Annotated in this window: 21 protein-coding genes; 17 read left to right on the forward strand and 4 right to left on the reverse strand. The window is 75.4% G+C overall.

The window, feature by feature from the left end:
* The first annotated feature begins 10 nt into the window (after positions 1-10).
* Positions 11-787 (forward strand): MerR family transcriptional regulator, encoded by a 777-nt coding sequence (locus tag BDZ31_RS08215; RefSeq protein WP_183340763.1) that lies wholly within the window; start codon positions 11-13, stop codon positions 785-787.
* Here BDZ31_RS08215 and BDZ31_RS08220 read toward each other — a convergent pair.
* The gene (locus BDZ31_RS08220; protein WP_183340765.1) at positions 750-1,751 is read right to left on the reverse strand and encodes an NAD-dependent epimerase/dehydratase family protein; all 1,002 of its coding nucleotides are present in this window, start codon (positions 1,749-1,751) and stop codon (positions 750-752) included. The two genes, BDZ31_RS08215 and BDZ31_RS08220, sit on opposite strands and share 38 nt — an antisense overlap.
* A 36-nt stretch (positions 1,752-1,787) precedes the next feature.
* Here BDZ31_RS08220 and sigJ point away from each other — a divergent pair, with 36 nt between their 5' ends.
* The 3 genes from sigJ to BDZ31_RS08235 all read left to right on the forward strand — a co-directional run bounded on the left by sigJ (position 1,788) and on the right by BDZ31_RS08235 (position 3,806).
* Complete coding sequence (gene sigJ / locus BDZ31_RS08225) at positions 1,788-2,681, forward strand: RNA polymerase sigma factor SigJ (RefSeq protein WP_183340767.1); 894 nt, start codon at positions 1,788-1,790, stop codon at positions 2,679-2,681.
* A gap of 66 nt (positions 2,682-2,747) precedes the next feature.
* Positions 2,748-3,392, forward strand: coding sequence for a nucleotidyltransferase domain-containing protein (locus BDZ31_RS08230; protein WP_183340769.1), 645 nt, complete (start codon positions 2,748-2,750; stop codon positions 3,390-3,392).
* Positions 3,393-3,488: 96 nt separating this feature from the next.
* Positions 3,489-3,806 (forward strand): hypothetical protein, encoded by a 318-nt coding sequence (locus tag BDZ31_RS08235; RefSeq protein ID WP_183340771.1) that lies wholly within the window; start codon positions 3,489-3,491, stop codon positions 3,804-3,806.
* Positions 3,807-3,848: 42 nt separating this feature from the next.
* Here BDZ31_RS08235 and BDZ31_RS08240 read toward each other — a convergent pair whose 3' ends face one another.
* Both BDZ31_RS08240 and BDZ31_RS08245 read right to left on the reverse strand, forming a co-directional pair.
* Positions 3,849-5,405, reverse strand: coding sequence for a sulfatase family protein (locus BDZ31_RS08240; RefSeq protein WP_183340773.1), 1,557 nt, complete (start codon positions 5,403-5,405; stop codon positions 3,849-3,851).
* Between the two features lie 215 nt (positions 5,406-5,620).
* Entirely contained in the window at positions 5,621-6,562 is a 942-nt protein-coding gene (locus BDZ31_RS08245) for a ring-cleaving dioxygenase (RefSeq protein WP_343075537.1), read from the reverse strand.
* A 127-nt stretch (positions 6,563-6,689) separates the two neighbouring features.
* Between BDZ31_RS08245 and BDZ31_RS08250 the strand changes: the two genes are divergently transcribed.
* From BDZ31_RS08250 to dmpG, 3 genes are read left to right on the forward strand one after another with little or no spacing between them, the layout of a single operon-like run.
* Positions 6,690-7,595 (forward strand): NAD(P)H-binding protein, encoded by a 906-nt coding sequence (locus BDZ31_RS08250; RefSeq protein WP_183340776.1) that lies wholly within the window; start codon positions 6,690-6,692, stop codon positions 7,593-7,595.
* A 48-nt stretch (positions 7,596-7,643) separates the two neighbouring features.
* Positions 7,644-8,516 carry an acetaldehyde dehydrogenase (acetylating) gene (locus BDZ31_RS08255; protein ID WP_183340778.1) on the forward strand — a complete coding sequence of 291 codons (873 nt, stop codon included), beginning with the start codon at positions 7,644-7,646 and terminating at the stop codon, positions 8,514-8,516.
* On the forward strand, positions 8,513-9,547 hold the full coding sequence (dmpG, locus tag BDZ31_RS08260; protein ID WP_183340780.1) for a 4-hydroxy-2-oxovalerate aldolase: 1,035 nt from the start codon (positions 8,513-8,515) through the stop codon (positions 9,545-9,547). Before BDZ31_RS08255 ends, dmpG begins: the two co-directional genes overlap by 4 nt.
* 133 nt (positions 9,548-9,680) lie before the next feature.
* Here dmpG and BDZ31_RS08265 read toward each other — a convergent pair whose 3' ends face one another.
* A complete protein-coding gene (locus tag BDZ31_RS08265; RefSeq protein ID WP_183340782.1) occupies positions 9,681-10,670 on the reverse strand; it encodes a LysR family transcriptional regulator in 990 nt (329 codons plus the stop codon).
* A 128-nt stretch (positions 10,671-10,798) separates the two neighbouring features.
* On the opposite strand from BDZ31_RS08265, the gene BDZ31_RS08270 reads away from it, so the two are divergent.
* From BDZ31_RS08270 to BDZ31_RS08315, 10 genes are read left to right on the forward strand one after another with little or no spacing between them, the layout of a single operon-like run.
* Entirely contained in the window at positions 10,799-11,674 is an 876-nt protein-coding gene (locus BDZ31_RS08270) for an FAD binding domain-containing protein (protein ID WP_183340784.1), read from the forward strand.
* Positions 11,674-12,177, forward strand: a complete 504-nt coding sequence (locus BDZ31_RS08275; RefSeq protein WP_183340786.1) for a (2Fe-2S)-binding protein — start codon at positions 11,674-11,676, stop codon at positions 12,175-12,177. Before BDZ31_RS08270 ends, BDZ31_RS08275 begins: the two co-directional genes overlap by 1 nt.
* Complete coding sequence (locus BDZ31_RS08280; protein WP_183340788.1) at positions 12,174-14,534, forward strand: aerobic carbon-monoxide dehydrogenase large subunit; 2,361 nt, start codon at positions 12,174-12,176, stop codon at positions 14,532-14,534. The genes BDZ31_RS08275 and BDZ31_RS08280 overlap by 4 nt, the downstream gene beginning before the upstream one ends.
* Positions 14,531-15,304 (forward strand): XdhC family protein, encoded by a 774-nt coding sequence (locus BDZ31_RS08285; protein ID WP_183340790.1) that lies wholly within the window; start codon positions 14,531-14,533, stop codon positions 15,302-15,304. The genes BDZ31_RS08280 and BDZ31_RS08285 overlap by 4 nt, the downstream gene beginning before the upstream one ends.
* Positions 15,291-15,893: a nucleotidyltransferase family protein gene (locus BDZ31_RS08290; protein WP_183340792.1), complete on the forward strand. Its 603-nt coding sequence runs from the start codon at positions 15,291-15,293 to the stop codon at positions 15,891-15,893. The genes BDZ31_RS08285 and BDZ31_RS08290 overlap by 14 nt, the downstream gene beginning before the upstream one ends.
* A complete protein-coding gene (locus BDZ31_RS08295) occupies positions 15,890-16,816 on the forward strand; it encodes an AAA family ATPase (RefSeq protein ID WP_183340793.1) in 927 nt (308 codons plus the stop codon). The genes BDZ31_RS08290 and BDZ31_RS08295 overlap by 4 nt, the downstream gene beginning before the upstream one ends.
* Positions 16,809-18,008: a vWA domain-containing protein gene (locus BDZ31_RS08300; protein WP_183340795.1), complete on the forward strand. Its 1,200-nt coding sequence runs from the start codon at positions 16,809-16,811 to the stop codon at positions 18,006-18,008. Before BDZ31_RS08295 ends, BDZ31_RS08300 begins: the two co-directional genes overlap by 8 nt.
* Positions 18,005-18,766, forward strand: coding sequence for an SRPBCC family protein (locus BDZ31_RS08305; protein ID WP_183340797.1), 762 nt, complete (start codon positions 18,005-18,007; stop codon positions 18,764-18,766). The genes BDZ31_RS08300 and BDZ31_RS08305 overlap by 4 nt, the downstream gene beginning before the upstream one ends.
* Complete coding sequence (locus BDZ31_RS08310) at positions 18,763-18,993, forward strand: hypothetical protein (protein ID WP_183340799.1); 231 nt, start codon at positions 18,763-18,765, stop codon at positions 18,991-18,993. The genes BDZ31_RS08305 and BDZ31_RS08310 overlap by 4 nt, the downstream gene beginning before the upstream one ends.
* Positions 18,990-20,168, forward strand: a complete 1,179-nt coding sequence (locus BDZ31_RS08315) for an SIS domain-containing protein (RefSeq protein WP_343075538.1) — start codon at positions 18,990-18,992, stop codon at positions 20,166-20,168. The genes BDZ31_RS08310 and BDZ31_RS08315 overlap by 4 nt, the downstream gene beginning before the upstream one ends.
* Positions 20,169-20,219 lie beyond the last annotated feature (51 nt).

Genomic DNA, 20,219 nt, shown 5'->3' on the forward strand with positions numbered 1-20,219 from the left:
GATGTGATGCATGGGCGAGCAGCAGCAGGCCGACGGCGAGCTGACGATCGACGAGCTCGCGCGCGTCACCGGGATGACCGTGCGCAACATCCGCGCCCACCAGTCGCGCGGGCTGCTGCCGCCGCCCGAGGTGCGCGCCCGCACCGGCTACTACGGCCCCGAGCACGTCGCGCGCCTCGCGCTGATCCAGGACATGCAGGCCGAGGGCTTCAACCTGAAGGCGATCGAGCGGCTGATCACCGCCTCGGGCGGGGGCGACCAGCTGCTCGACTTCGGCCGCGCCGTGCTGACCGCCTTCGCCGACGAGGAGCCGGAGCTGATCACGCGCGAGGAGCTGGAGGCGCGGATAGGCGGACCCGACCCGAAGGCCCAGAAGAAGGCCGAGCGGCTCGGCGTGATCCGCCAGATCGCCGGCGACACCTACGAGGTCCCCAGCCCGACGCTGCTGCGGGCCGGCGCCGAGCTGATCAGGATGGGCGTGCCGGCGATGCACGCGCTGGCGGTCGCCGACCAGATCCAGCGCAACACGAAGGCGATCGCCGAGGCGTTCGCGAGACTGTTCATCGTCGATCTCGCCGGCGGCAACATCGACCCGGAGAGACGGACGCCGGAGGAGTGGGAGCAGCTCGGCGAGGCGCTCGCCAAGCTGCGCCCGCTGGCGACCGAGGCGGTCGCCGCGGGCTTCCAGCAGGAGATGACCGGCGTGATCGAGAAGCAGCTGCAGAAGGTGCTCAAGCACCCGGAGGTGCTCAAGCGCCCCGAGGTGCTGAAGCGGCTGGCCGGCTGACGCCGCCGCCGTTCCCGCCGCCTCCGCCCTCGCCGCGCCCGAGCGCCGCGAACCCCTCGCGCCACGAGCGCCACCGCGGCGTCCAGCCGAGCTCCTGCCGCGCCTTCGCGTTCGAGGAGCCGCGGATCTCGCAGGTCAGCGCGACGAGGTGGGCGCCGAGCAACCGCCCGACCCAGCGCGGCACGTGCCGCGGCGGCGGCGCGCCGATCGTGCGCGCGAGGTACGGCAGCCAGTCGCGCAGCGGCGCCGGGTCGTCGTCGCAGATGTTGTAGACCTCGCCCGGCGTCCAGCGGGCGAGCGCCGCGACGGTCGCCGCGGCGGCGTCGTCGATCTGCGCGAACGACCAGATCCCGCCGCCGTCGCCGACGAGCGGGAACTTCCGCCTCATCACCAGCTCCCACTGGTCGCCGCCGGGCGCCATGCCGGTGCCGGGGCCGTAGAAGCCGCCGTAGCGCAGCGCGACGCCGCCGGCGGCGGTCACGTCGGTTTCGAGCCGGCGGATCGCGTCGAGCGTCGTGCGCATCTGCGCCGGCGGGTCGGGGTCGAGCGGGTCGTCCTCGTGCTTGACCGGGCCGCCGCTGCGGGCGTACGGCCAGCCGGTGTAGCTCTGCGCGACGACCTTCTCGACGCCGTTGCGCCGGGCGGCCTCGAGCAGATGGGCGAGCCCTTCGGTGCGCAGGCGGTTGGTCTGCTCGAAGGCGCGCGCGAAGCGGCGCAGGTCGGTCAGGCCCGAGAGCGCCGTCATCTCGTGGACGATCGCGTCGGGGCGGGCGGCGGCGACGGCGGCGAGGACGGCGTCGCGGTCGAGGCCGTCGACCACGACCGGCTCGGCGCCGAGATCGCGCAGCAGCGACGCCTTCGCCGGGCTGCGGGTGGTGCCGACGACCCCGTGGCCGGCGGCGGTCAGCTGGGGGACGAGCGACCGGCCGAGCGCGCCGGTGGCTCCTGCGAGAAAGATCTTCATGCCCCTTCGACGAGACGAGCTGGCAGGCTGTGACGGGTGGAGACGAACGAGCGACTGCGGCGCCTGGCCTTCGACGTCGGCTACCGGATGCTGGGCAGCGTCGCCGAGGCCGAGGACGTCGCACAGGAGACGCTGCTGCGGCTGCACGGCGCCGAGGGCGTCGCCAACGCGGAGGGCTTCGCGACGACGGTCGCGACGCGCCTGTCGATCGACGTGCTGCGCTCGGCGCGGGTCCGCCGCGAGACCTACGTCGGCTCGTGGCTGCCGGAGCCGCTGCTGGCGGCGGGCGCCGACGCGCCGGCGCGGGTCGAGCAGGAGGAGACGGTCTCGCTCGCCTTCCTGGCGCTGCTGGAGCGGCTGACGCCGGAGGAGCGGGCGGTGCTCGTGCTGCGCGAGGCGTTCGACTACGGCTACGGCGAGATCGCCGCCGTGCTCGACCGCAGCGAGGCGAGCTGCCGCCAGCTGCTGAGCCGCGGCCGCCGCCGGATCGACGCCGACCGGCCGCGCTTCGACGCCGACCCCGAGCGCCGCGACGAGCTCGCCGCCCGCTTCCTCGACGCCGCGCGCGACGGCGACCTCGAAGGCCTCGTCGCGCTGCTGGCGGACGACGCGGTGCTGGTCGGCGACGGCGGCGGCAAGGCGCGCGCGATCGCCGCGCCGCTGGTCGGCGGCCGCGCCGTCGCCCGCGCGCTGGCCGCCTTCACGCGCCTGGGCGCCGGGTGGGGCGTCGCGCTCGAGCCGGCCGTCGTCAACGGACAGCCGGGCCTGCGCGCGCTCGACCGCGACGGCCGGATCGTCAGCGTCGTCGGCCTCGACATCGCCGACGGCCGCGTCGTCCGCCTCAACTCGATCGTCAACCCCGACAAGCTCGCCCACCTTGGCCCCGTCTCCGACGTCGCCCTGCGCCCGTCGGGGAGGCACGCGCGGTAGCGCGACGCCCGAACGTACGCCGTGCTCCGCGAAAAACTGCACATATGAGTGTAATAATGCGCTTATGTGCGATACGGTGCACACATCGACCTCTCCCGTCCTTACAGCGCTGTGTCACCGGGGCTGGCCGGCGACGTGCTCGCCGTGCTCGCCGGCACGACCCGCCCGCTGACCGGGCGCGAGGTGGCGCGGCTCGCCCGCCGCGGTTCGCCGCGCGGGGTGCTCACGGCGCTCGACCGCCTGGTCGAGCAAGGACTCGTCGCCCGGGCGGAGGCGGGGCGCGCGATGCTCTACACGCTGAACCGCGACCACGTCGCCGCGCCGGCGGCCGTCGCGCTCGCGCAGCTGCGGTCGGAGGTGGTCGAGCGGGCGCGCCGCGAAGTCGCCGCGTGGCAGATCGCCGCGCAGCACGCCTCGGTCTTCGGCTCGTTCGCGCGCGGCGACGGCGACGTCGGCAGCGACATCGACCTCTTCGTCGTCCGGCCGGCCGGCGTCTCGGCCGACGACGCCGACTGGCGCGAGCAGCTCGATCGCCTCGCCGAGCGCGTCCGTGCCTGGACCGGTAACCACGCGAGCATCGCCGAGGTGGCGAGCGACGACCTCGCGCGCCTGCGGGAGGATCGCCCTCTGATCGTCGACGAGCTGTCCGCCGACGCGATCGCGCTCGCAGGTCCCGAGGCGCTCCAGCTCTTTGAGAGGGATGCGCGATGAGCCGCCGCGGCGGGCGCACCCAGGTCTGCTCCGCGGCCGACGCGCGCTCGTCTCACGCACGCGAGCAAGTTCCTCGAAGTTGCGGAGCTCGTCGCGATGGAGGAGCCCGACAACCCCGAGTCCGCGAACGTCGCCGCGTCGCTCGCGGTCCTCGCCGGGATCGCCGCATCCGACGCGGCATGCTGTGCGGCGCTCGGCCGGCGCTCGCGCGGGCAGGATCACCGCGACGCGGAGGCGCTGCTCGGCGAGGTGGTGCCGGGCGGTGATGTGGCAGCGAAGCGGCTGCGGCGCCTGCTCAACCTCAAGGACGCCGCGCAGTATGGGTTCATCCACGTCTCGGGAGCCGAGCTGCGCGCCGTGCTTCGTCAGGCCGAAGCGCTGGTCGACTTCGCGCGGCGCGTGCTGCTGCGGTGACGACGGCGGCGCGCGGAGATGGCGCCGCGCCGGAGCGGCGCGCTACTTGAACTTCGGCAGCGGCCCTCTCGCGTCTCTGACGAGCATGCCGCGGTACATCTTGCGCACCTGGGCGGGGTTGCTGGCGGCGAGGTTGCGGACCTCGCGCCGGTCGCGGCGGAGGTTGTAGAGCTCCGGTCTGCCGCCCTGGGAGTCGGCGACGTACGACCAGTTGCGGTCGCGCGCGAAGACGATCGAGCTGTAGGAGCCGGTGACGTAGTCGCGTCTCTTCTTCGGCTTCTTGCCCTCCAGCAGCGGCATCAGGTTGATGCCGTCCATCCACCGCGGCCGCTTGACGCCGGCGGCGGCCAGCAGGGTCGTCGCGACGTCCTCGGTCTGCGAGTAGAAGTCGGTCTTCTTGCGCGCGCCCCTGCCGCCCGGGTGGCGCAGCATCATCGGCACCTGGATCAGCTCCGGGTGCAGCTCCCAGGCGAACTTCGCGACGTAGCCGCGCTCGCCGAGCAGGAAGCCGTGGTCGCTGAGGAACATGATGACCGTGTCTCTCTCGAGGTCGAGCTCGTGGAGACGCTGCATGAAGTTGCCGAACCAGCGGTCGGCCATCGTCAGCTCGGCGTAGTAGAGCGCCTTCATCGCCTTGATGTCGGCGGAGCTGAGGCCGTTGGCCTTCGCGGTGCCGTTGAGGACCGTGCCCGGCTGCCAGGCGCGGCTGTAGCTGCCGCCGTGCAGCTCGAGGTATCTCTTCGGCGGGTCCCACGGCTCGTGCGGGTCGAAGCAGTCGATCGCGATCGCGAACGGCTTTCTCGACTTCGCGCCCTCCTCCAGCAGCCGCATGCCGGCGGTGAAGACGCGCGCCGGGAGGTAGTCGTCCTCTCTTCTGACCGGCAGCTGGTTGGCCAGGTACTGGCGCATCTTCTGGCCCGAGGAGGAGGTGAGGATCTTCGGCGCGACCCACTTCGCCAGCTCGGCGTCGCTGATCTGCGAGGCGTCGGCGGTGACGGTGCCGGTCTGGCCCTTGATCGGGACGTATCTGTCCCAGTCGCGCTGGAACGGCTTCTGCGAGTCGACCATCACCCACGGCGTGTCGACGGCGTAGCCGGTCCAGTAGCCGGCCCGTCTCAGCGTCGAGATCAGGTTCTCGTCGGGCACCGGCTGCCAGCCCGGCGTGCCCGGCATGTCGGCCGGCTTCTTCCAGTTGCGGAACGGGAAGAGGCGGGTGCCGCCGAAGATCGTCGCGCGCGCCGGACCGGTCGGGAACGACTCGGGGTAGCACTGCGTGAAGCGCAGCGACTCGCGCGCGAGCGCGTCGAGGTTCGGCGTGTGGGCGTTGCGGCGGCCGTAGGAGCCGAGCGCGTCGGCGCGGACCGAGTCGATGATGACGAGCAGCAGGTTCGGGACGTCGCCCTTCTTGACCTTTCTCGCGAACCGCTGCGGCGTGCGCGGCTTCGCCGCGACGGTCGCGGCGACGTTCGACGCGCTGACGGTCGCGGAGCCGCCGCCGCCGTCGCCGCTGCCGCAGCCGGCGATCCCGAGGACGCCGACGCCGGCGGCGCCGACGCCCGCGCGGCGCAGCAGTTCTCGTCGATCGATCTCGTTGGGCATCAGGCCTCCGGCGGCTCGGGTGCGTCGTGGGGGCGATCCGGGCCGGGTCGGCCGGTCCTGGATTTCAACCCATCGGGGCCGCGAAGGATGCGGCGACGCCCCATGTTAGGAAACGCGCCCGCCGGACCCCGCCGCACGGAGCGGCGAGGTCCGTCGCCGGACGAGGGCGGCGGCCGACCTCCTCCGCCGCCCGGGGGCGGGGCCGCGCGTCGCGGTCAGCTCGCGGACCGGGCGGCGCGCGGGTTCGGGAGCGGGGTCAGCGCCGGCTCGATCTGCGCCCGCAGCGGCTCCAGCCGCGGCGGCAGCACGAGCGACTCGCCGAGGCGCTCCAGCGGCTCGTCGCTGGTGAAGCCCGGCCCCAGCGTCGCCAGCTCGAACAGCACGCCGCTCGGCTCGCGGAAGTAGACGCTTCTGAACCAGAAGCGGTCGACGAGGCCGGAGGTGTGGCGGCCGGCCTTCGTCACCCGCTCCTCCCACGCCTCGATGTCGTCGTCGTAGCTGGCGAAGGCGACGTGGTGGACGGTGCCGGCCCCCTGCAGCCCGCGCTCGGCCGGCGCCGGATCGTAGGCGTAGAAGCCGCCGCGCCGCTCGCCGCGCGCCTCCCAGTGGAGCTGGTCGTCGTGGTCGGAGATGAAGCCGAGCACGTCGCGCAGCAGCGGGGCCGAGCGCTCGGGCGCGGCGCTGTAGGCCCGCACGCCGGCGAAGCCGCGGATCGCGTGCTCGGCCGGGATGTCGGGGCTGACCGCGGTCAGCGGCTCGTCGCCGCTCTCGTCGACGACCAGCTCGTAGCCGAGTCCTTCCGGGTCGGCGAAGCGCAGCGACCCCGGTCCCTCGCCGACCCGCTCGCTGTCGATCTGCTCGTCGGCGAGCCGCAGCCGCCAGAAGTCGAGCGACGCCTCCGAGCCGACGCGCAGCACGATCGTGTGGATCATCCCCGCGCCGGCGCGCCCGCGGCGGGCGCCGGGGTACTCGAAGAAGGTCAGGTCGGCGCCGGGGCTGCCCTGCTCGTCGGCGTAGAAGAGGTGGTAGACGGTCGGATCGTCCTGGTTGACGGTCTTCTTGACCATCCGCAGCCCGAGCACGCGCACGTAGAAGTCGACGTTGCGCGGGGCGTCCCCGGTGATCGAGCTGATGTGGTGAATGCCTTCCAGCTGCACGTCGCCCTCCATTGAGTTGATTGCGCAAGCAACTATAGCGCTGCGAGGGGACCACTGTCGTCCTGGGCACGGCATGCGTGCCCAGATCAGCAGCGATCCGGGCGGACACCGGGTACGTACCCGATGCATGCGCGTCCTGTTGACCGGAGCGAGCGGGTACGTCGGCGGGCGGCTGGCACCGCGGCTCGCCGCCGCCGACGACGCCGGCCCCGCCGGCGAGCTGCGGCTGCTGGCGCGCAGACCCGGGCGGGTCGAGCCGCCGGCCGGCGCGCGCGTGCTCCAGGGCGACGTCGTCTCGGGCGAGGGCTTGGAGGCGGCGCTCGACGGGGTCGAGGTCGCCTACTACCTGGTCCACTCGATGGGTCGAGGCGGCGACGACGACTTCGCCGCGCGCGACCGCGGCGCGGCGGAGACCTTCGCCCGCGCCGCTCGCACGGCCGGGGTGCGCCGGGTGATCTACCTCGGCGGCCTCTCCGGCGGCGCGGCGGACGCCTCCTCGGCGCACCTGCGCAGCCGCGAGGAGGTCGCCGAGCTGCTCGGCGAGCACGGGCCGCCGCTCGTCCACGCGCGCGCGGCGATGGTGATCGGGGCCGGCAGCGCCTCCTTCCAGATGCTCGTCGCGCTCGTGCGGCGGCTGCCGGCGATGGTCTGCCCGCGCTGGGTGGAGACGCGCACCCAGCCGATCGCGATCGACGACGTCACGGGCGCGCTCGCGGCGCTGCGCGACCTCCCCGACGCGCCCGGCGAGGTCCAGCTCGGCGGCCCCGACGCCCTCAGCTACCGCGAGATGATGGAGCGGACGGCCGACGCGATCGGCCGGCGGCGGCCGCTGATCGTGCAGGTGCCGGTGCTGACGCCGCGGCTGTCGTCGCTGTGGGTGCAGCTCGTCACGCCCGTCGAGGGCGGGCTCGTGCGGCCGCTCGTCGACGGGCTGCGGGAGGAGATGCTCGTGCGCGTGCCGCCGCCGGCCGGCGTCAACGACGACCCGCGCGACCTCGGCGCGGCAGTCCGCGCCGCGCTCGACGGCCGCTGATAGGCTCGCCCGATCGGCCCGCGAGGGGCGGCGAGAGGGGGCTCCAGGATGGGAATCAAGGCCGCGGTGCTCGGCCCCGGGAACATCGGCACCGACCTGCTGGTGAAGCTGCGGCGCAGCGATCTGGTCGACGTGGCGCTGATGGCCGGCATCTACGACGACTCGCCCGGGCTCGCCCGCGCGCGCGAGCTGGGCGTCGAGGCGAGCGCGCGCGGACTCGACGCGGTGCTGGAGCGCGACGACGTCGCGCTCGTCTTCGACGCGACCGGGGCGCGCGCCCACCGCGAGAGCGCGCCGCGGTTCGAGGCGGCCGGCAAGGTCTGCGTCGACCTGACCCCCGCGGCGCTCGGCCCCTACGTCGTGCCGCCGGTCAACCTCGACGAGCACCTCGACGCGCCCGACCTCAACATGGTCACGTGCGGCGGGCAGGCGACGATCCCGATGGTCCACGCGATCGACCGCGTCGCCGACGTCGCCTACGCCGAGATCGTCGCGACGATCTCCTCGCGCAGCGCCGGGCCGGGGACGCGCCAGAACATCGACGAGTTCACCGAGACGACGGCGCGCGGGCTGGAGCTGGTCGGCGGCGCCGACGTCGGCAAGGCGATCATCATCCTCAACCCGGCCGAGCCGCCGATCCTGATGCGCGACACCGTCTTCGCCCAGGTGCGCGAGCCCGACGCGCCGGCGATCGAGCAGTCGGTGCTGGAGATGCTGGAGCGGATGAGGTCCTACGTCCCGGGCGTCAGGCTGCGCCTCTGCGATGTCGACGGCGGCCTCGTCACCGTGCTGCTGGAGATCGAGGGCGCCGGCGACTTCCTGCCGCCGTACGCCGGCAACCTCGACGTGATGACGGCGGCCGCCGCGGAGGTCGGCGAGCGGCTCGCCGAGCGGATGCTGGCCCGCGAGGCGGCGGCATGATCACGCTCGTCGACTCCTCGCTGCGGGACGGGATGCACTCCGTCCGCCACCAGTTCTCGCCCGAGCACGTCGCGGCCGTCGCCGCCGGCCTCGACCGCGCCGGCGTCGACGTGATCGAGGTCTCGCACGGCGACGGCGTCGGCGGCTCCTCGATCCAGTACGGCCGCGCCGCCTTCTCCGACGCCGAGCTGATCGAGGCGGCGGCCGGGGGTGTCGCGCGGGCGCGGATCGCCGCGCTGCTGCTGCCGGGCATCGGCACGCTGAGACGGCTGACCGAGGCGCAGCGGCTCGGCGCGACCGTCGCGCGCGTCGCGACCCACTGCACCGAGGCCGACATCGCCGAGCAGCACATCGCCTGGGCGGCCGAACACGGCATGACCGCCGTCGGCTTCCTGATGATGAGCCACATGATCGACGCCTCCCAGCTCGCCGACCAGGCGCGGCTGATGGAGTCCTACGGCGCGTCGGTCGTCTACATCGTCGACTCGGCCGGCGCGCTCGTCCCGCGGACGGCCGCCGAGCGGGTCGCGGCGCTGCGCGACGCGCTGCTGGCCGAGACCGCGGTCGGCTTCCACGCCCACAACAACCTTGGCTGCGGCGTCGGCAACGCGCTCGCCGCCGCCGACGCCGGCGCGACCTGGCTCGACGGCTCGCTGCGCGGCCTCGGCGCCGGCGCCGGCAACGCCCAGCTGGAGGTGCTGGCGGCGGCGCTGGAGCGCTCCGGCCACGCGACCGGCGCCGAGCTGTTCCCGCTGATGGACGTCGCCGAGGAGGTCGTCGCGCCGCTCATGCCGCGGCCGCAGATCGTCGACCGCACGGCGCTGTCGCTCGGCTACGCCGGCGTCTACAGCTCCTTCCTGCTGCACGCCGAGCGCGCGGCCGCCAAGTTCGACGTCGAGCCGCGCGCGGTGCTGATGGAGCTGGGGCGCCGCCGGATCGTCGGCGGCCAGGAGGACATGATCATCGACGCCGCGGCCGAGCTGGCCGACCGGACGGCGCCCGCTCAGACCGGATCCTCACCCGGCGCTTAGGTTCGCGCGGGAGACTGCCGCGCATGCCGATCACGCGCGATTTCTTCCTGTGGGTGGCGACGACGCTGCGCTGGGTCCTCGGACCGGGCGCCCCGCCGCCGCCCGCGCCGGTCTCCGTCGCCGGCGCGTCGGCTTAGGGCCCTTCGCTCGGCCGGCCGCCGACCGAGCGCCACAGCGTGACGTGGACCGCCGGGCGGGCGCGTGCCGACGCCGTCCCGACGCGCCCGGCCGACATCGCCTGCATCGCCTCCGCGGTCGTGGCGAAGCGCTGGAGCGCGAGCGCGGCCGGCGGCGCGCGGTCGAGCCCGAGCGTGCTCGCGTGCCACAGCTCGACGAGCGGCGTCCCGCGCACGTCGAGCGCGACCAGCGAGCGGCGGCGCAGCTCGTCGTGGACCGAGTGGCTGAGCGTCAGCGCGATCCCCTCGCCGGCGCCGGCCGCGGCGAGCGCCGCCGCGTGGCTGGAGTAGGCGCCGACGTCGCGCGGCGCGACGCCGGTGCGCGCGAACCAGAGGCCGGCGCCGGTGGTCGGGTCGATCGGCGGCGGGCCGACCAGCCAGCGCTCGCGCTCCAGCGCGGCCGGCGGGATCGACCGCCGCCGCGCCAGCGGATGGGCCGGGGAGGCGACGATCACGCGCCGGCAGCGCAGGAACGGGACCGTCGCGATCGTCGCGAGGCGGTCGAGCGCCGGGCGCGGCCCGAAGGTGATGTCGGCGCGGCGCTGGTCGAGCAGGTCGGCGAAGGCCGCCCCGGGCGCAGGCTCGACCGCCAGCTCGACGGCCGCCTCGCGCGTCGTGAAGGCGTCGAGCAGCGGGCCGAGGTGCTCGGCGACGACGCCGGTCGCGGCGATCTCGATCCGCGCCTGGCCGCCGGCGGCGGCGACCGAGCGGCGCGCCTGCTCGGCGAGGCCGAGGATCTCGGCGCCGAGCGCGGCGAGGCGGCGGCCGCCGGGCGTCAGCGCGATCCCTCGGCCCGCGCGGACGAACAGCTCGTCGCCGAGCTCCCTGCGCAGCGCCCCGACGGCGACCGAGACCGCCGGCTCGGTCACCTCCAGCTCCGCCGCGGCCGCCTTCACCGAGCCCAACCGCGCCACCAGGACGAACGACTGCAACTGCGCGAGCGTCATCCGGAACCGCCGCCTCATAAGGGATCGCTTAACCCGGCTTGACGAGACAACCATAACCGGAGCAACGTGCTCTGGAGGAGACCGGTCCGGCTCTCGGGCGCGGCTCCGCGCCAGGAGGAGAGCAGCCCGTGCAGGTACCGCCGCAGTTCGAGTACGAACGCGCCACCAGCATCGAGCAGGCGCTGGAGCTGCTGGCGCGCCTGGGCCCCGAGGCCCGCCTGCTGGCCGGCGGCCACTCGCTGCTGCCGATGATGAAGCTGCGGCTGGCGGCGCCCGAGCACCTGATCGACATCGACCCGCTCGCCGACGAGCTCGGCTACGTGCGCGAGCAGGACGGCGAGCTCCGGATCGGCGCGATGACGCGCCATCGCGAGCTGCTCGACTCCGAGCTGCTGCGCCGCCGCGCCGCGATCTTCGCCGACGCCGAGCGGGTGATCGCCGACCCCGTCGTGCGCAACCGCGGCACGATCGGCGGCGCGCTCTGCCAGGCCGACCCGGCCGAGGACCTGTCGGCGGTCTGCGCCGCGGTCGGCGCGCGCGTCGTGATCCGCGGCCGCGACGGCGAGCGCGTCGTCGTGATGCCAGAGTTCCACCGCGGTCCGTACGAGACCGCGGTCGGCGAGGCCGAGATGGTGACCGAGGTGCGGATCCCGCTGTCGCCCGGCTTCGGCAGCGCCTACGAGAAGGTCGAGCGGCGCGTCGGCGACTGGGCGGTCGCGGCGGCCGGCGCGTCGGTGCGGATGGACGACGGCGAGATCGCGCGGGCCGGGATCGCGCTCGCCGCCGTCGGCGCCGGCGTCACCTCCGCGGAGGCGGAGGCGGCGCTCGCCGGCAGGCGGCCGTCGGAGGAGGCGTTCGCCGAGGCCGCGCGGCTCGCCGTCGAGCACTGCTCGCCGGTCGACGACCAGCGCGGCTCGGCCGAGTACAAGCGGCACGTCGCCGGGGAGCTGACGCGGCGGGCGCTGCGCCGGGCGACCGCGCGGGCGCTGCGAGAGGAGGGGTGATGCAGGTCACGGTGTCGGTCAACGGCGAGGAGCGGGCGCGCGAGATCGAGCCGCGGCTGCTGCTCGTCCACTTCCTGCGCGACGTGCTCGGGCTCACCGGCACGCACTGGGGCTGCGACACGTCCAACTGCGGCACGTGCGTCGTGCTGATGGACGGGCGGCCGGTGAAGTCGTGCACGGTGCTGGCCGCCTCGGCGGCCGGCCACGAGATCACGACCGTCGAGGGGCTGGAGCGCGACGGCGTGCTCGACCCGGTCCAGCAGGGCTTCCACGAGGAGCACGGGCTCCAGTGCGGCTTCTGCACGCCCGGAATGATGCTGACCGCCCGCGCGCTGCTCGACGAGAACCCGAACCCGAGCGAGGCCGAGATCCGCGAGGCGATCTCCGGCCAGATCTGCCGCTGCACCGGCTACGCGACGATCGTGCGCTCGATCCGCTGGGCCGCGGAGCATCCGGCGGCCGCCGGCGCCGCCGCGGAGACGGCCGGGGAGGCGGCGCCATGAGCACGACCGAGGAGCGGCCGATCGGCTTCGGCCGCCTGAAGCGCAAGGAGGACGCCCGCTTCATCCGCGGCCAGGGCCGCTACGTCGACGACGTCCAGCTGCCCGGGATGCTCCACGGCGCGGTCCTGCGCAGTCCGTACGCGCACGCGCGGATCGTCTCGATCGACGTCTCCGCCGCGCAGCAGCACCCGAAGGTCCACGCGGTCCTGACCGGCAGAGACCTCGACGGGCTCGGCCTCGCGTGGATGCCGACGCTGTCGATGGACACGCAGGCGGTGCTGGCGACCGACAAGGTCCGCTTCCAGGGCCAGGAGGTCGCGTTCGTGATCGCCGACGACCGCTACGCCGCGCGCGACGCGCTGGAGCTGATCGACGTCGACTACGAGCCGCTGCCGGTCGTCGTCAACGCCCGCAGAGCGCTCGACGCCGACGCGCCGGTGATCCGCGACGACCTGGAGGGGAAGGCCGACAACCGCATCTTCGACTGGGAGGCCGGCGACCGCGCGGCGACCGACGCAGTCTTCGCGCGGGCCGACGTCGTCGTCTCGGAGGAGATGCTCTACCCGCGCGTCCACCCGGCGCCGATGGAGACCTGCGGCGCGGTCGCCGACTACGACGCCGTCGAGGGCAGCCTGACGCTGTGGTCGACGACGCAGGCGCCGCACGCCCACCGCACGCTGTTCGCGCTGGTCGCGAGACTGCCGGAGCAGAAGATCCGCGTGATCGCGCCCGACATCGGCGGCGGCTTCGGCAACAAGGTCGGGATCTACCCCGGGTACGTCTGCGCCGTCGTCGGCTCGATCGTCACCGGCAGACCGGTGAAGTGGATGGAGGACCGCTCCGAGAACCTGATGGCGACCTCGTTCGCGCGCGACTACGTGATGCGCGGGTCGATCGCGGCGACGCGCGACGGGCGGATCCTCGCCGTCAGAGTCGACGTGATCGCCGATCACGGCGCCTTCAACGCGACCGCCCAGCCGACGAAGTACCCGGCCGGGTTCTTCCACGTCTTCACCGGCTCCTACGAGCTCGAGGCGGCACACTGCGCGGTCACCGGCGTCTACACCAACAAGGCGCCGGGCGGGGTCGCGTACGCCTGCTCCTTCCGCGTCACCGAGGCCGTCTACCTCGTCGAGCGGATGGTCGACCTGCTCGCGCGCGAGCTCGACGCCGACCCGGCGCAGCTGCGGCTGGCGAACCTGATCAGACCGGACCGCTTCCCGTACGAGGCGAAGACCGGCTGGGTCTACGACTCCGGCGACTACGAGACGGCGCTGCGCAAGGCGCTGGAGATGGCCGGCTACGAGCAGCTGCGCGCCGAGCAGGCGGAGCGGCGCGAGCGCGGCGAGCTGATGGGGATCGGGCTCGGCTTCTTCACCGAGGCGGTCGGCGCCGGTCCGCGCAAGCACATGGACATCCTTGGCCTCGGCATGGCCGACGCCGCCGAGCTGCGCGTCCACCCGACCGGCAAGGCCCAGCTCGGGATCAGCGTGCAGACGCAGGGCCAGGGCCACGAGACGACGTTCGCGCAGATCGTCGCGCAGGAGCTGGGGATCCCGCCGGAGGACGTCGAGGTCGTCCACGGCGACACCGATCGCACGCCGTTCGGCCTCGGCACCTACGGCTCGCGCTCGACGCCGGTCAGCGGCGCGGCGGCGGCGGTCGTCGCGCGCAAGGTGCGCGACAAGGCGCGCGTCGTCGCCTCGGCGATGCTGGAGGTCTCGGCCGACGACCTCGAGTGGGAGCGCGGCCGCTGGTTCGTCAGAGGCGACCCCGACCAGGGCGCGACGATCCAGGAGATCGCGATGGCCGCGCACGGGACGGTCGAGCTGCCCAAGGGCGTCGAGGCCGGACTCGACTCCGAGACCGTCTACGACCCGCCGAACCTGACCTTCCCGTTCGGCGCCTACCTCTGCGTCGTCGACGTCGACCCCGGCACCGGCAAGGTGACGGTGCGGCGGTTCGTCGCCGTCGACGACTGCGGGACGCGCATCAACCCGATCATCATCGAGGGGCAGGTCCACGGCGGCCTGGCCGACGGCGTCGGGATGGCGCTGATGGAGCTGATCGCCTTCGACGAGGACGGCAACTGCCTCGGCGGCTCGCTGATGGACTACCTGATCCCGACGGCGCTGGAGGTGCCCGACTGGGAGACCGGCTTCACCGTCACCCCCTCGCCGCACCATCCGATCGGCGCGAAGGGGATCGGCGAGTCGGCGACCGTCGGCTCGCCGCCGGCGATCGTCAACGCCGTCGTCGACGCGCTGCGGCCCTACGGCGTCCGCCACGTCGACATGCCCTGCACGCCGTCGCGCGTGTGGGAGGCGATGCAGGGGAGAGGAGCGCCGCCGCAATGAGCGCAGCCGAGCCGATCGCGCGCCGGGCCGAGCTGCTGCGCGCCGACGGGATGCCGTACGTCGAGGCGACGATCGTCCGCGTCGAGCACCCGGCGAGCGTGCGGCCCGGCGACGCCGCGCTGGTCGAGGCCGACGGGACGATCGACGGCTTCCTCGGCGGCCACTGCGCGCAGGCGTCGGTGCGGCTGCACGCCGCGCGCGTGCTGGAGACCGGCGAGCCGCTGCTGCTGCGGATCGTCCCCGAGCCGGCGCCCGGCGGCGCCGCCGCGCCCGACGACGGCACCGCCGTCGAGCACAACCCCTGCCTCTCCGGCGGCGCCTTCGACGTCTTCCTGCAGCCGCGCCTGCCGGCGCCGCGGATGGTCGTCGTCGGCGACGCGCCGATCGCCCGCGCGCTCGGCGAGCTGGCGCGCGCCGCCGGCTACGAGGTCGCCGCCGTCGCGGCCGAGGAGGCCGAGCGGGCGCGGCCGGCGGCCGGCGACGCGGCCTGCGTCGTCGCCGCCCACGGCGTCGGCGACGAGGCCGGCGCGCTGGCCGCGGCGCTGCGCGAGGGCGTCCCGTACGTCGCGCTGGTCGCCTCGGCCAGACGGGGCGCAGCGGTGCTCGACGCGCTGGAGGCGCCCGACGAGCTGCGCGACCGCGTCCACGTCCCGGCCGGCCTCGACATCGGCGCGCAGACGCCGGTCGAGGTCGCGCTCTCGATCCTCGCCGAGCTCGTCGCCGAGCGGCGCGCGGCGCCGGTCCTGACGGGGCGCGATGGCCGGCCGTGACGCGCCGGTCGCCGGCCTCGTGCTGGCCGCGGGCGGATCGCGCCGGCTCGGCCGGCCCAAGCAGCTGCTGCCGTACGGGGGCGCGACGCTGCTCGACCACACGCTCGCGACGGCGCGCGCCTGCCGCTTCGACCAGCTGATCTGCGCGCTCGGCGGCGCCGCCGACGAGATCGCGGCGACGGTCGACCTGAGCGGCGCCGAGATCGTCGTCAACCGCGCCTTCGGCGCGGGCTGCTCGTCGTCGATCGCCGCCGCGCTCGCCGCCGTCGAGGAGCGCTGCGAGCTGCTCGTGCTCCTGCTCGGCGACCAGCCCGGCGTCACGCCGGCAACCGTCGCGACGCTGCTCGCCGGCCGCGGCGAGGCGCCGCTGGCCGCCTGCCGCTACGACGACGGCCGCGGCCACCCGCTCGCGTTCGCGCGCCCGGTCTTCGGCGAGCTGGCGGCGCTGCACGGCGACAAGGGGGTCTGGCGGCTGCTCGACGCGCGCGCCGGCGAGGTCGCCGACGTCCCGGTCGCCGGGCCGGTGCCGCGCGACGTCGACACGTGGGAGGACTACGACGCCGTGCTGGCGCAGGCGGGCGCGCGGTGAGCCCGGCGGCGCACAGCGGCGCCGAGGCGGCGGTGCGGGCGCTCGTGCCCGACGTCGAGACGCTCGCGCGGCGGCTGGCGGAGGTCGACTACCTCGCCGACGAGGGGCTCGCGACCGCGCTCTTCTTCGCGCTGCGGCTGCCGCAGCCGCTGCTGCTGGAGGGGGAGGCCGGCGTCGGCAAGACCGAGGCGGCGAAGGCGCTCGCCGCACTGCTCGGCACCCCGCTGATCCGCCTCCAGTGCTACGAGGGGATCGACGCCGCCGAGGCGCTGTACGAGTGGAACTACCCGCGGCAGCTGCTCGCGATCCGGCTCGCCGAGCACGGCGGCGAGCCGGTCGACGAGCGGCGCCTCTTCTCCGGCGACTACCTGATCCGCCGGCCGCTGCTGGCGGCGATCGAGCACCCGGGGCCGCTCCCGGCCGTGCTGCTGATCGACGAGCTCGACCGCGCCGACGACGACTTCGAGGCGTTCCTGCTGGAGCTGCTCGCCGACGCGGCGATCACGATCCCCGAGCTCGGCACCGTCCGCGCGACCCATCCGCCGCTGGCGATCCTCACCTCCAACCGCACGCGCGACCTCCACGACGCGCTCAAGCGCCGCTGCCTCTACCACTGGATCGACTACCCCTCGGCCGAGCGCGAGGCGGCGATCGTCCGCCTGCGCGTCCCCGACGCCGCGCGGGAGCTGGCGGTCGACGTGGCCGGCGCGGTGCGGCGGCTGCGCGACGGCGAGCTGCAGAAGCCGCCGGGGATCGCGGAGGCGATCGACTGGGTCGCGGCGCTGCGCCTGCTCGGCGTGCGGCGGCTCGACGCCGCGGCCGCCGACCGCACGCTCGACGCCGTCCTGAAGTACCGCGAGGACCAGCAGCTGATGCGCGAGCGCGGCCTGCAGCGGCTCGCGGCGGGAGCGGGCGATGGCTGAGGCGATCGACCTGCCCGCCTTCGCGGCCGCCTTCGGCCGCGCGGTCCACGCGGCCGGGATCCCGGTCGCGCCGGAGCGCTCGGCGCGGTTCGCGCGGGCGCTGGCGCTCGCGCCGCCGGCCCGCCGCGACCGCCTCTACTGGACGGCGCGCGCCGTCTTCGTCTCCTCGCGCGAGCAGGTCGACGCCTTCGACCGCGTCTTCGGGCGGGTCGTCGACGGCCTCGCCGACCCGGCCGAGGGCCGCGGCGACCCGAACGCGCCGCCGCCGCCCGGGACGCGGGCCGGCCCGCGCGCGGCGCCGCCGCATGCCGCGCCGCTCGACGCGGCGGGGGAGGGCGGTGCGCCGTCGCCGTCGGGCCTGCGCGAGCCGCGCCCCGACGGGGAGGAGGCCGCGCGGGAGCGGGCGCTGCCGGTCGCCGCCGCGAGCGCGCTGGAGCGGCTCGCGACACGCGACTTCGGCCAGCTCTCGCCCGAGGAGCTGCGTGCGCTGCGCCGGCTGATGCGCGAGCTGTCGCTGGCGCCGCCGCCGCGGCTGGCGCGCCGCTCGCGCCGCGACCGGCGTGGCCGCCGCGTCGACCTGCGGGCGACGCTGCGCGCCGGCCGCCGGACCGGCGGCGACCCGGCGCGGCTCGTGCTGCGCAGACGGCTCGAGCGGCCGCGCCGGCTGGTCGTGCTGTGCGACGTCTCCGGCTCGATGGAGCCGTACTCGCGCGCCTTCCTGCAGTTCCTCCACGCGGCGGTCGGCGGCGCCGACGCGGAGGCGTTCGTCTTCGCGACGCGTCTGACGCGGCTGACGCGGGCGCTGCGCGGCGGCCAGCCCGACCTCGCGATCGAGCGGGCGTCGGCGGCGGTCCGCGACTGGTCGGGCGGGACCCGGATCGGCGCGTCGCTGCGGCGCTTCGTCGACGACCACGGCCGGCGCGGGATGGCGCGCGGCGCCGTCGTCGTGATCGTCTCCGACGGCTGGGAGCGCGGCGACCCGGCGCTCGTCGGCGAGCAGATGGCGCGGCTGCGCCGGCTCGCCCACCGCGTCGTCTGGGTCAACCCGCGCAAGGCGGCGCGCGGCTTCCAGCCGGCGACCGGAGGGATGGCGGCGGCGCTGCCGTGGTGCGACGCCTTCGTCGCCGGCCACGACCTGAACGCGCTCTCGGCGGTGGCCGAGGCGATCGCGACACCGAGGAGCGGACGATGAGATTCGAGAACGGGTTCGCCGTCGACGCGCCGGCCGAGGAGGTGTGGGCGGCGCTGCTCGACGTCGAGCGCGTCGCGCCGTGCATGCCCGGCGCGGAGGTGCTGGAGCGCACGGGCGAGGACGCCTACAAGGTCGGCATCAGAGTGAAGGTCGGCCCGATCACGATGAGATACCGCGGCAACGTGAAGATCGCCGAGCGCGACGAGGACGCGCACGTCGCGACGATGCGGGCGAAGGCGCGCGAGGCGCGCGGCCAGGGCGCCGCCGACGCGACCGTGCGGATGGCGCTCGCGCAGGAGGACGGTCACACGCGCGCGACGCTCGCCACCGACCTCCAGCTCAGCGGCAGAGCTGCGGGGATGGGGCGCGGCGTGATCGCCGACGTCGCCGCGCGCCTCATCGAGCGGTTCGCGGACAACCTCGCGGAGATGCTCGAAGGCGAGCCGGCGGAGCTGGCCGCCGCGCCCGAGCCGCCGGCCCCGCCGCCGGGGGCCGCGCCGCCGGGGGCGGGGCCGCCGGGAGTCGCGCCGCCGCACGCCGCGCCGCCGGAGGCCGCGCCGCCCCTCGGCGCCGCGCCCCCGCCGCACGCCGCGCCGCCGAGACCTGCGGCGGCGCAGGAGAGCCTGCCGGCCGGCGAGCTGGCCGCCGGCGTGATCGCGGGACGGCTCGGGAGGCCGGCGACGCTGCTGGCGGCGACGGCGGGCGTCGCGGCCGTCGGCGCCGGGATCGGATACCTGCTCGGGAGGCGGCGGGCGTGAGCTTCGCGCACATCGGCGGCGTCCCGGTCGAGGAGGCGCTGCTCGGCCTCGCACCGGCGGTCGCCGTCGGCCTCGCGGTGTCGCTGCGGGCGCTCGTCGTGCGGCAGGCCGAGCGGATCGCCACCGCTCGAGGCTTCGTCGGTCGCCGGCGTCGAAGCGGTGGGACGCAGCGGATGATCGACGCGCGGAGCGAGCAGCTCGACGCGTTCGAGGAGCATGAGGAGTGAGCGGTGCGGGCAGCAGCGCGGCGGGCGTCGGGAGCGCCTCGCGCGCCGGCGGCGCCGCGGGCGCGGGATCGGGCGACGGCGCCGCGCTCGGCGCCGCGATGGCGGCCGAGATCGCGCAGACGCCGGCCGTCGTCGCCGCCCAGCTGGAGGGCGCCGCGGCGTGGGAGGGAGCGCTGCGTGCGGCGCTCCCGGCGCCGCTGCGCGGCGTCGCGCTGACGGCGCGCGGCTCCTCCGACCATGCCGCCGCGTACGGCCGCTATCTGCTCGAGCCGGCGCTCGGCGTGCCGGCGTGGTCGACCGCGCCGTCGCTGGCGACCCGCTACGACGCCGGCGCCGCGCTCGACGGCGTGCTCGCGATCGCGGTCTCTCAGTCGGGCGCGACGCCGGAGATCGTGACGGCGCTGGAGCGGCAGGCCGCCGGCGGCGCGACGACGGTCGCGATCGTCAACGACCGGTCGAGCCCGCTCGCGCAGGCGGCCGACGTGGTGATTCCGCTCGGCGCCGGCGTCGAGCGGGCGGTGCCGGCGACGAAGACGTTCACCGCGACGCTGCTGGCCTTCGCGCTCGCGGCGGCGGCGGTCGACCGATCCGGCCGCGTGCCGCTCGACGCGGCCGCGGTGCGCGCGGCCGTCGCCGACTGCGTCGCGGACGACGCGGCCGTCGAGTCGATCGTGCCGGCCTTCGCGGCGGCCGACGTCGCGCTCCACCTCGGCCGCGGCCCGCTGCTGTCGGTCGCGTACGAGGCGGCGCTGAAGCTGATCGAGACGACCGGGACCGCGCAGCTGGCGTGGTCGACGGTCGACGTCCGCCACGGCCCGATGGCGCTTGCGACGCCGCAGCGCCCGGTCCTGCTCCAGCACGCCGCCGGCCCGGTCTCCGCCGACGCCGCCGAGATCGCCGCGATCCTCGCCGAGCGCGGCGTGCCGGTCCACGTGGTGGGCGACGCCCTGCCCCTGCTGTCGGGCCGCGCCCGCTCGGCCGGAGATGGTCCAGGCGCGTCCGACGCCGCGCCGCCGGTCGCCTCGCGGACCCCGGTCCCCGGCGACCTGCCCGAGCACCTGCGCCCGCTCGTCCACGCCGTCCGCCTCCAGCAGCTGTCGCTCGCCGTCGCCCGCGCCCGCGGCATCGACCCCGACCAGCCGGTCGGGCTGTCGAAGGTCACGCCGACGAGCTGACGCGAACGCCGCACGCCTGCGGGCCTCACGGACCAGCGGAGATGCGGCTGT

This window comes from Conexibacter arvalis, assembly GCF_014199525.1.
Taxonomy (GTDB): Bacteria; Actinomycetota; Thermoleophilia; order Solirubrobacterales; family Solirubrobacteraceae; genus Conexibacter; species Conexibacter arvalis.

Bases quoted from the DNA above. Each gene is read 5' to 3' on its own strand.
- BDZ31_RS08250 (WP_183340776.1), top strand. From the start codon at position 6,690: ATGCGCGTCCTGTTGACCGGAGCGAGCGGGTACGTCGGCGGGCGGCTG.
- BDZ31_RS08215 (WP_183340763.1), top strand. From the start codon at position 11: ATGGGCGAGCAGCAGCAGGCCGACGGCGAGCTGACGATCGACGAGCTC.
- BDZ31_RS08305 (WP_183340797.1), top strand. From the start codon at position 18,005: ATGAGATTCGAGAACGGGTTCGCCGTCGACGCGCCGGCCGAGGAGGTG.
- dmpG (WP_183340780.1), top strand. From the start codon at position 8,513: ATGATCACGCTCGTCGACTCCTCGCTGCGGGACGGGATGCACTCCGTC.
- BDZ31_RS08275 (WP_183340786.1), top strand. From the start codon at position 11,674: ATGCAGGTCACGGTGTCGGTCAACGGCGAGGAGCGGGCGCGCGAGATC.
- BDZ31_RS08280 (WP_183340788.1), top strand. From the start codon at position 12,174: ATGAGCACGACCGAGGAGCGGCCGATCGGCTTCGGCCGCCTGAAGCGC.
- BDZ31_RS08300 (WP_183340795.1), top strand. From the start codon at position 16,809: ATGGCTGAGGCGATCGACCTGCCCGCCTTCGCGGCCGCCTTCGGCCGC.
- BDZ31_RS08285 (WP_183340790.1), top strand. From the start codon at position 14,531: ATGAGCGCAGCCGAGCCGATCGCGCGCCGGGCCGAGCTGCTGCGCGCC.
- BDZ31_RS08220 (WP_183340765.1), bottom strand. From the start codon at position 1,751: ATGAAGATCTTTCTCGCAGGAGCCACCGGCGCGCTCGGCCGGTCGCTC.
- BDZ31_RS08235 (WP_183340771.1), top strand. From the start codon at position 3,489: ATGGAGGAGCCCGACAACCCCGAGTCCGCGAACGTCGCCGCGTCGCTC.
- BDZ31_RS08290 (WP_183340792.1), top strand. From the start codon at position 15,291: ATGGCCGGCCGTGACGCGCCGGTCGCCGGCCTCGTGCTGGCCGCGGGC.
- BDZ31_RS08240 (WP_183340773.1), bottom strand. From the start codon at position 5,405: ATGCCCAACGAGATCGATCGACGAGAACTGCTGCGCCGCGCGGGCGTC.
- BDZ31_RS08255 (WP_183340778.1), top strand. From the start codon at position 7,644: ATGGGAATCAAGGCCGCGGTGCTCGGCCCCGGGAACATCGGCACCGAC.
- BDZ31_RS08265 (WP_183340782.1), bottom strand. From the start codon at position 10,670: ATGACGCTCGCGCAGTTGCAGTCGTTCGTCCTGGTGGCGCGGTTGGGC.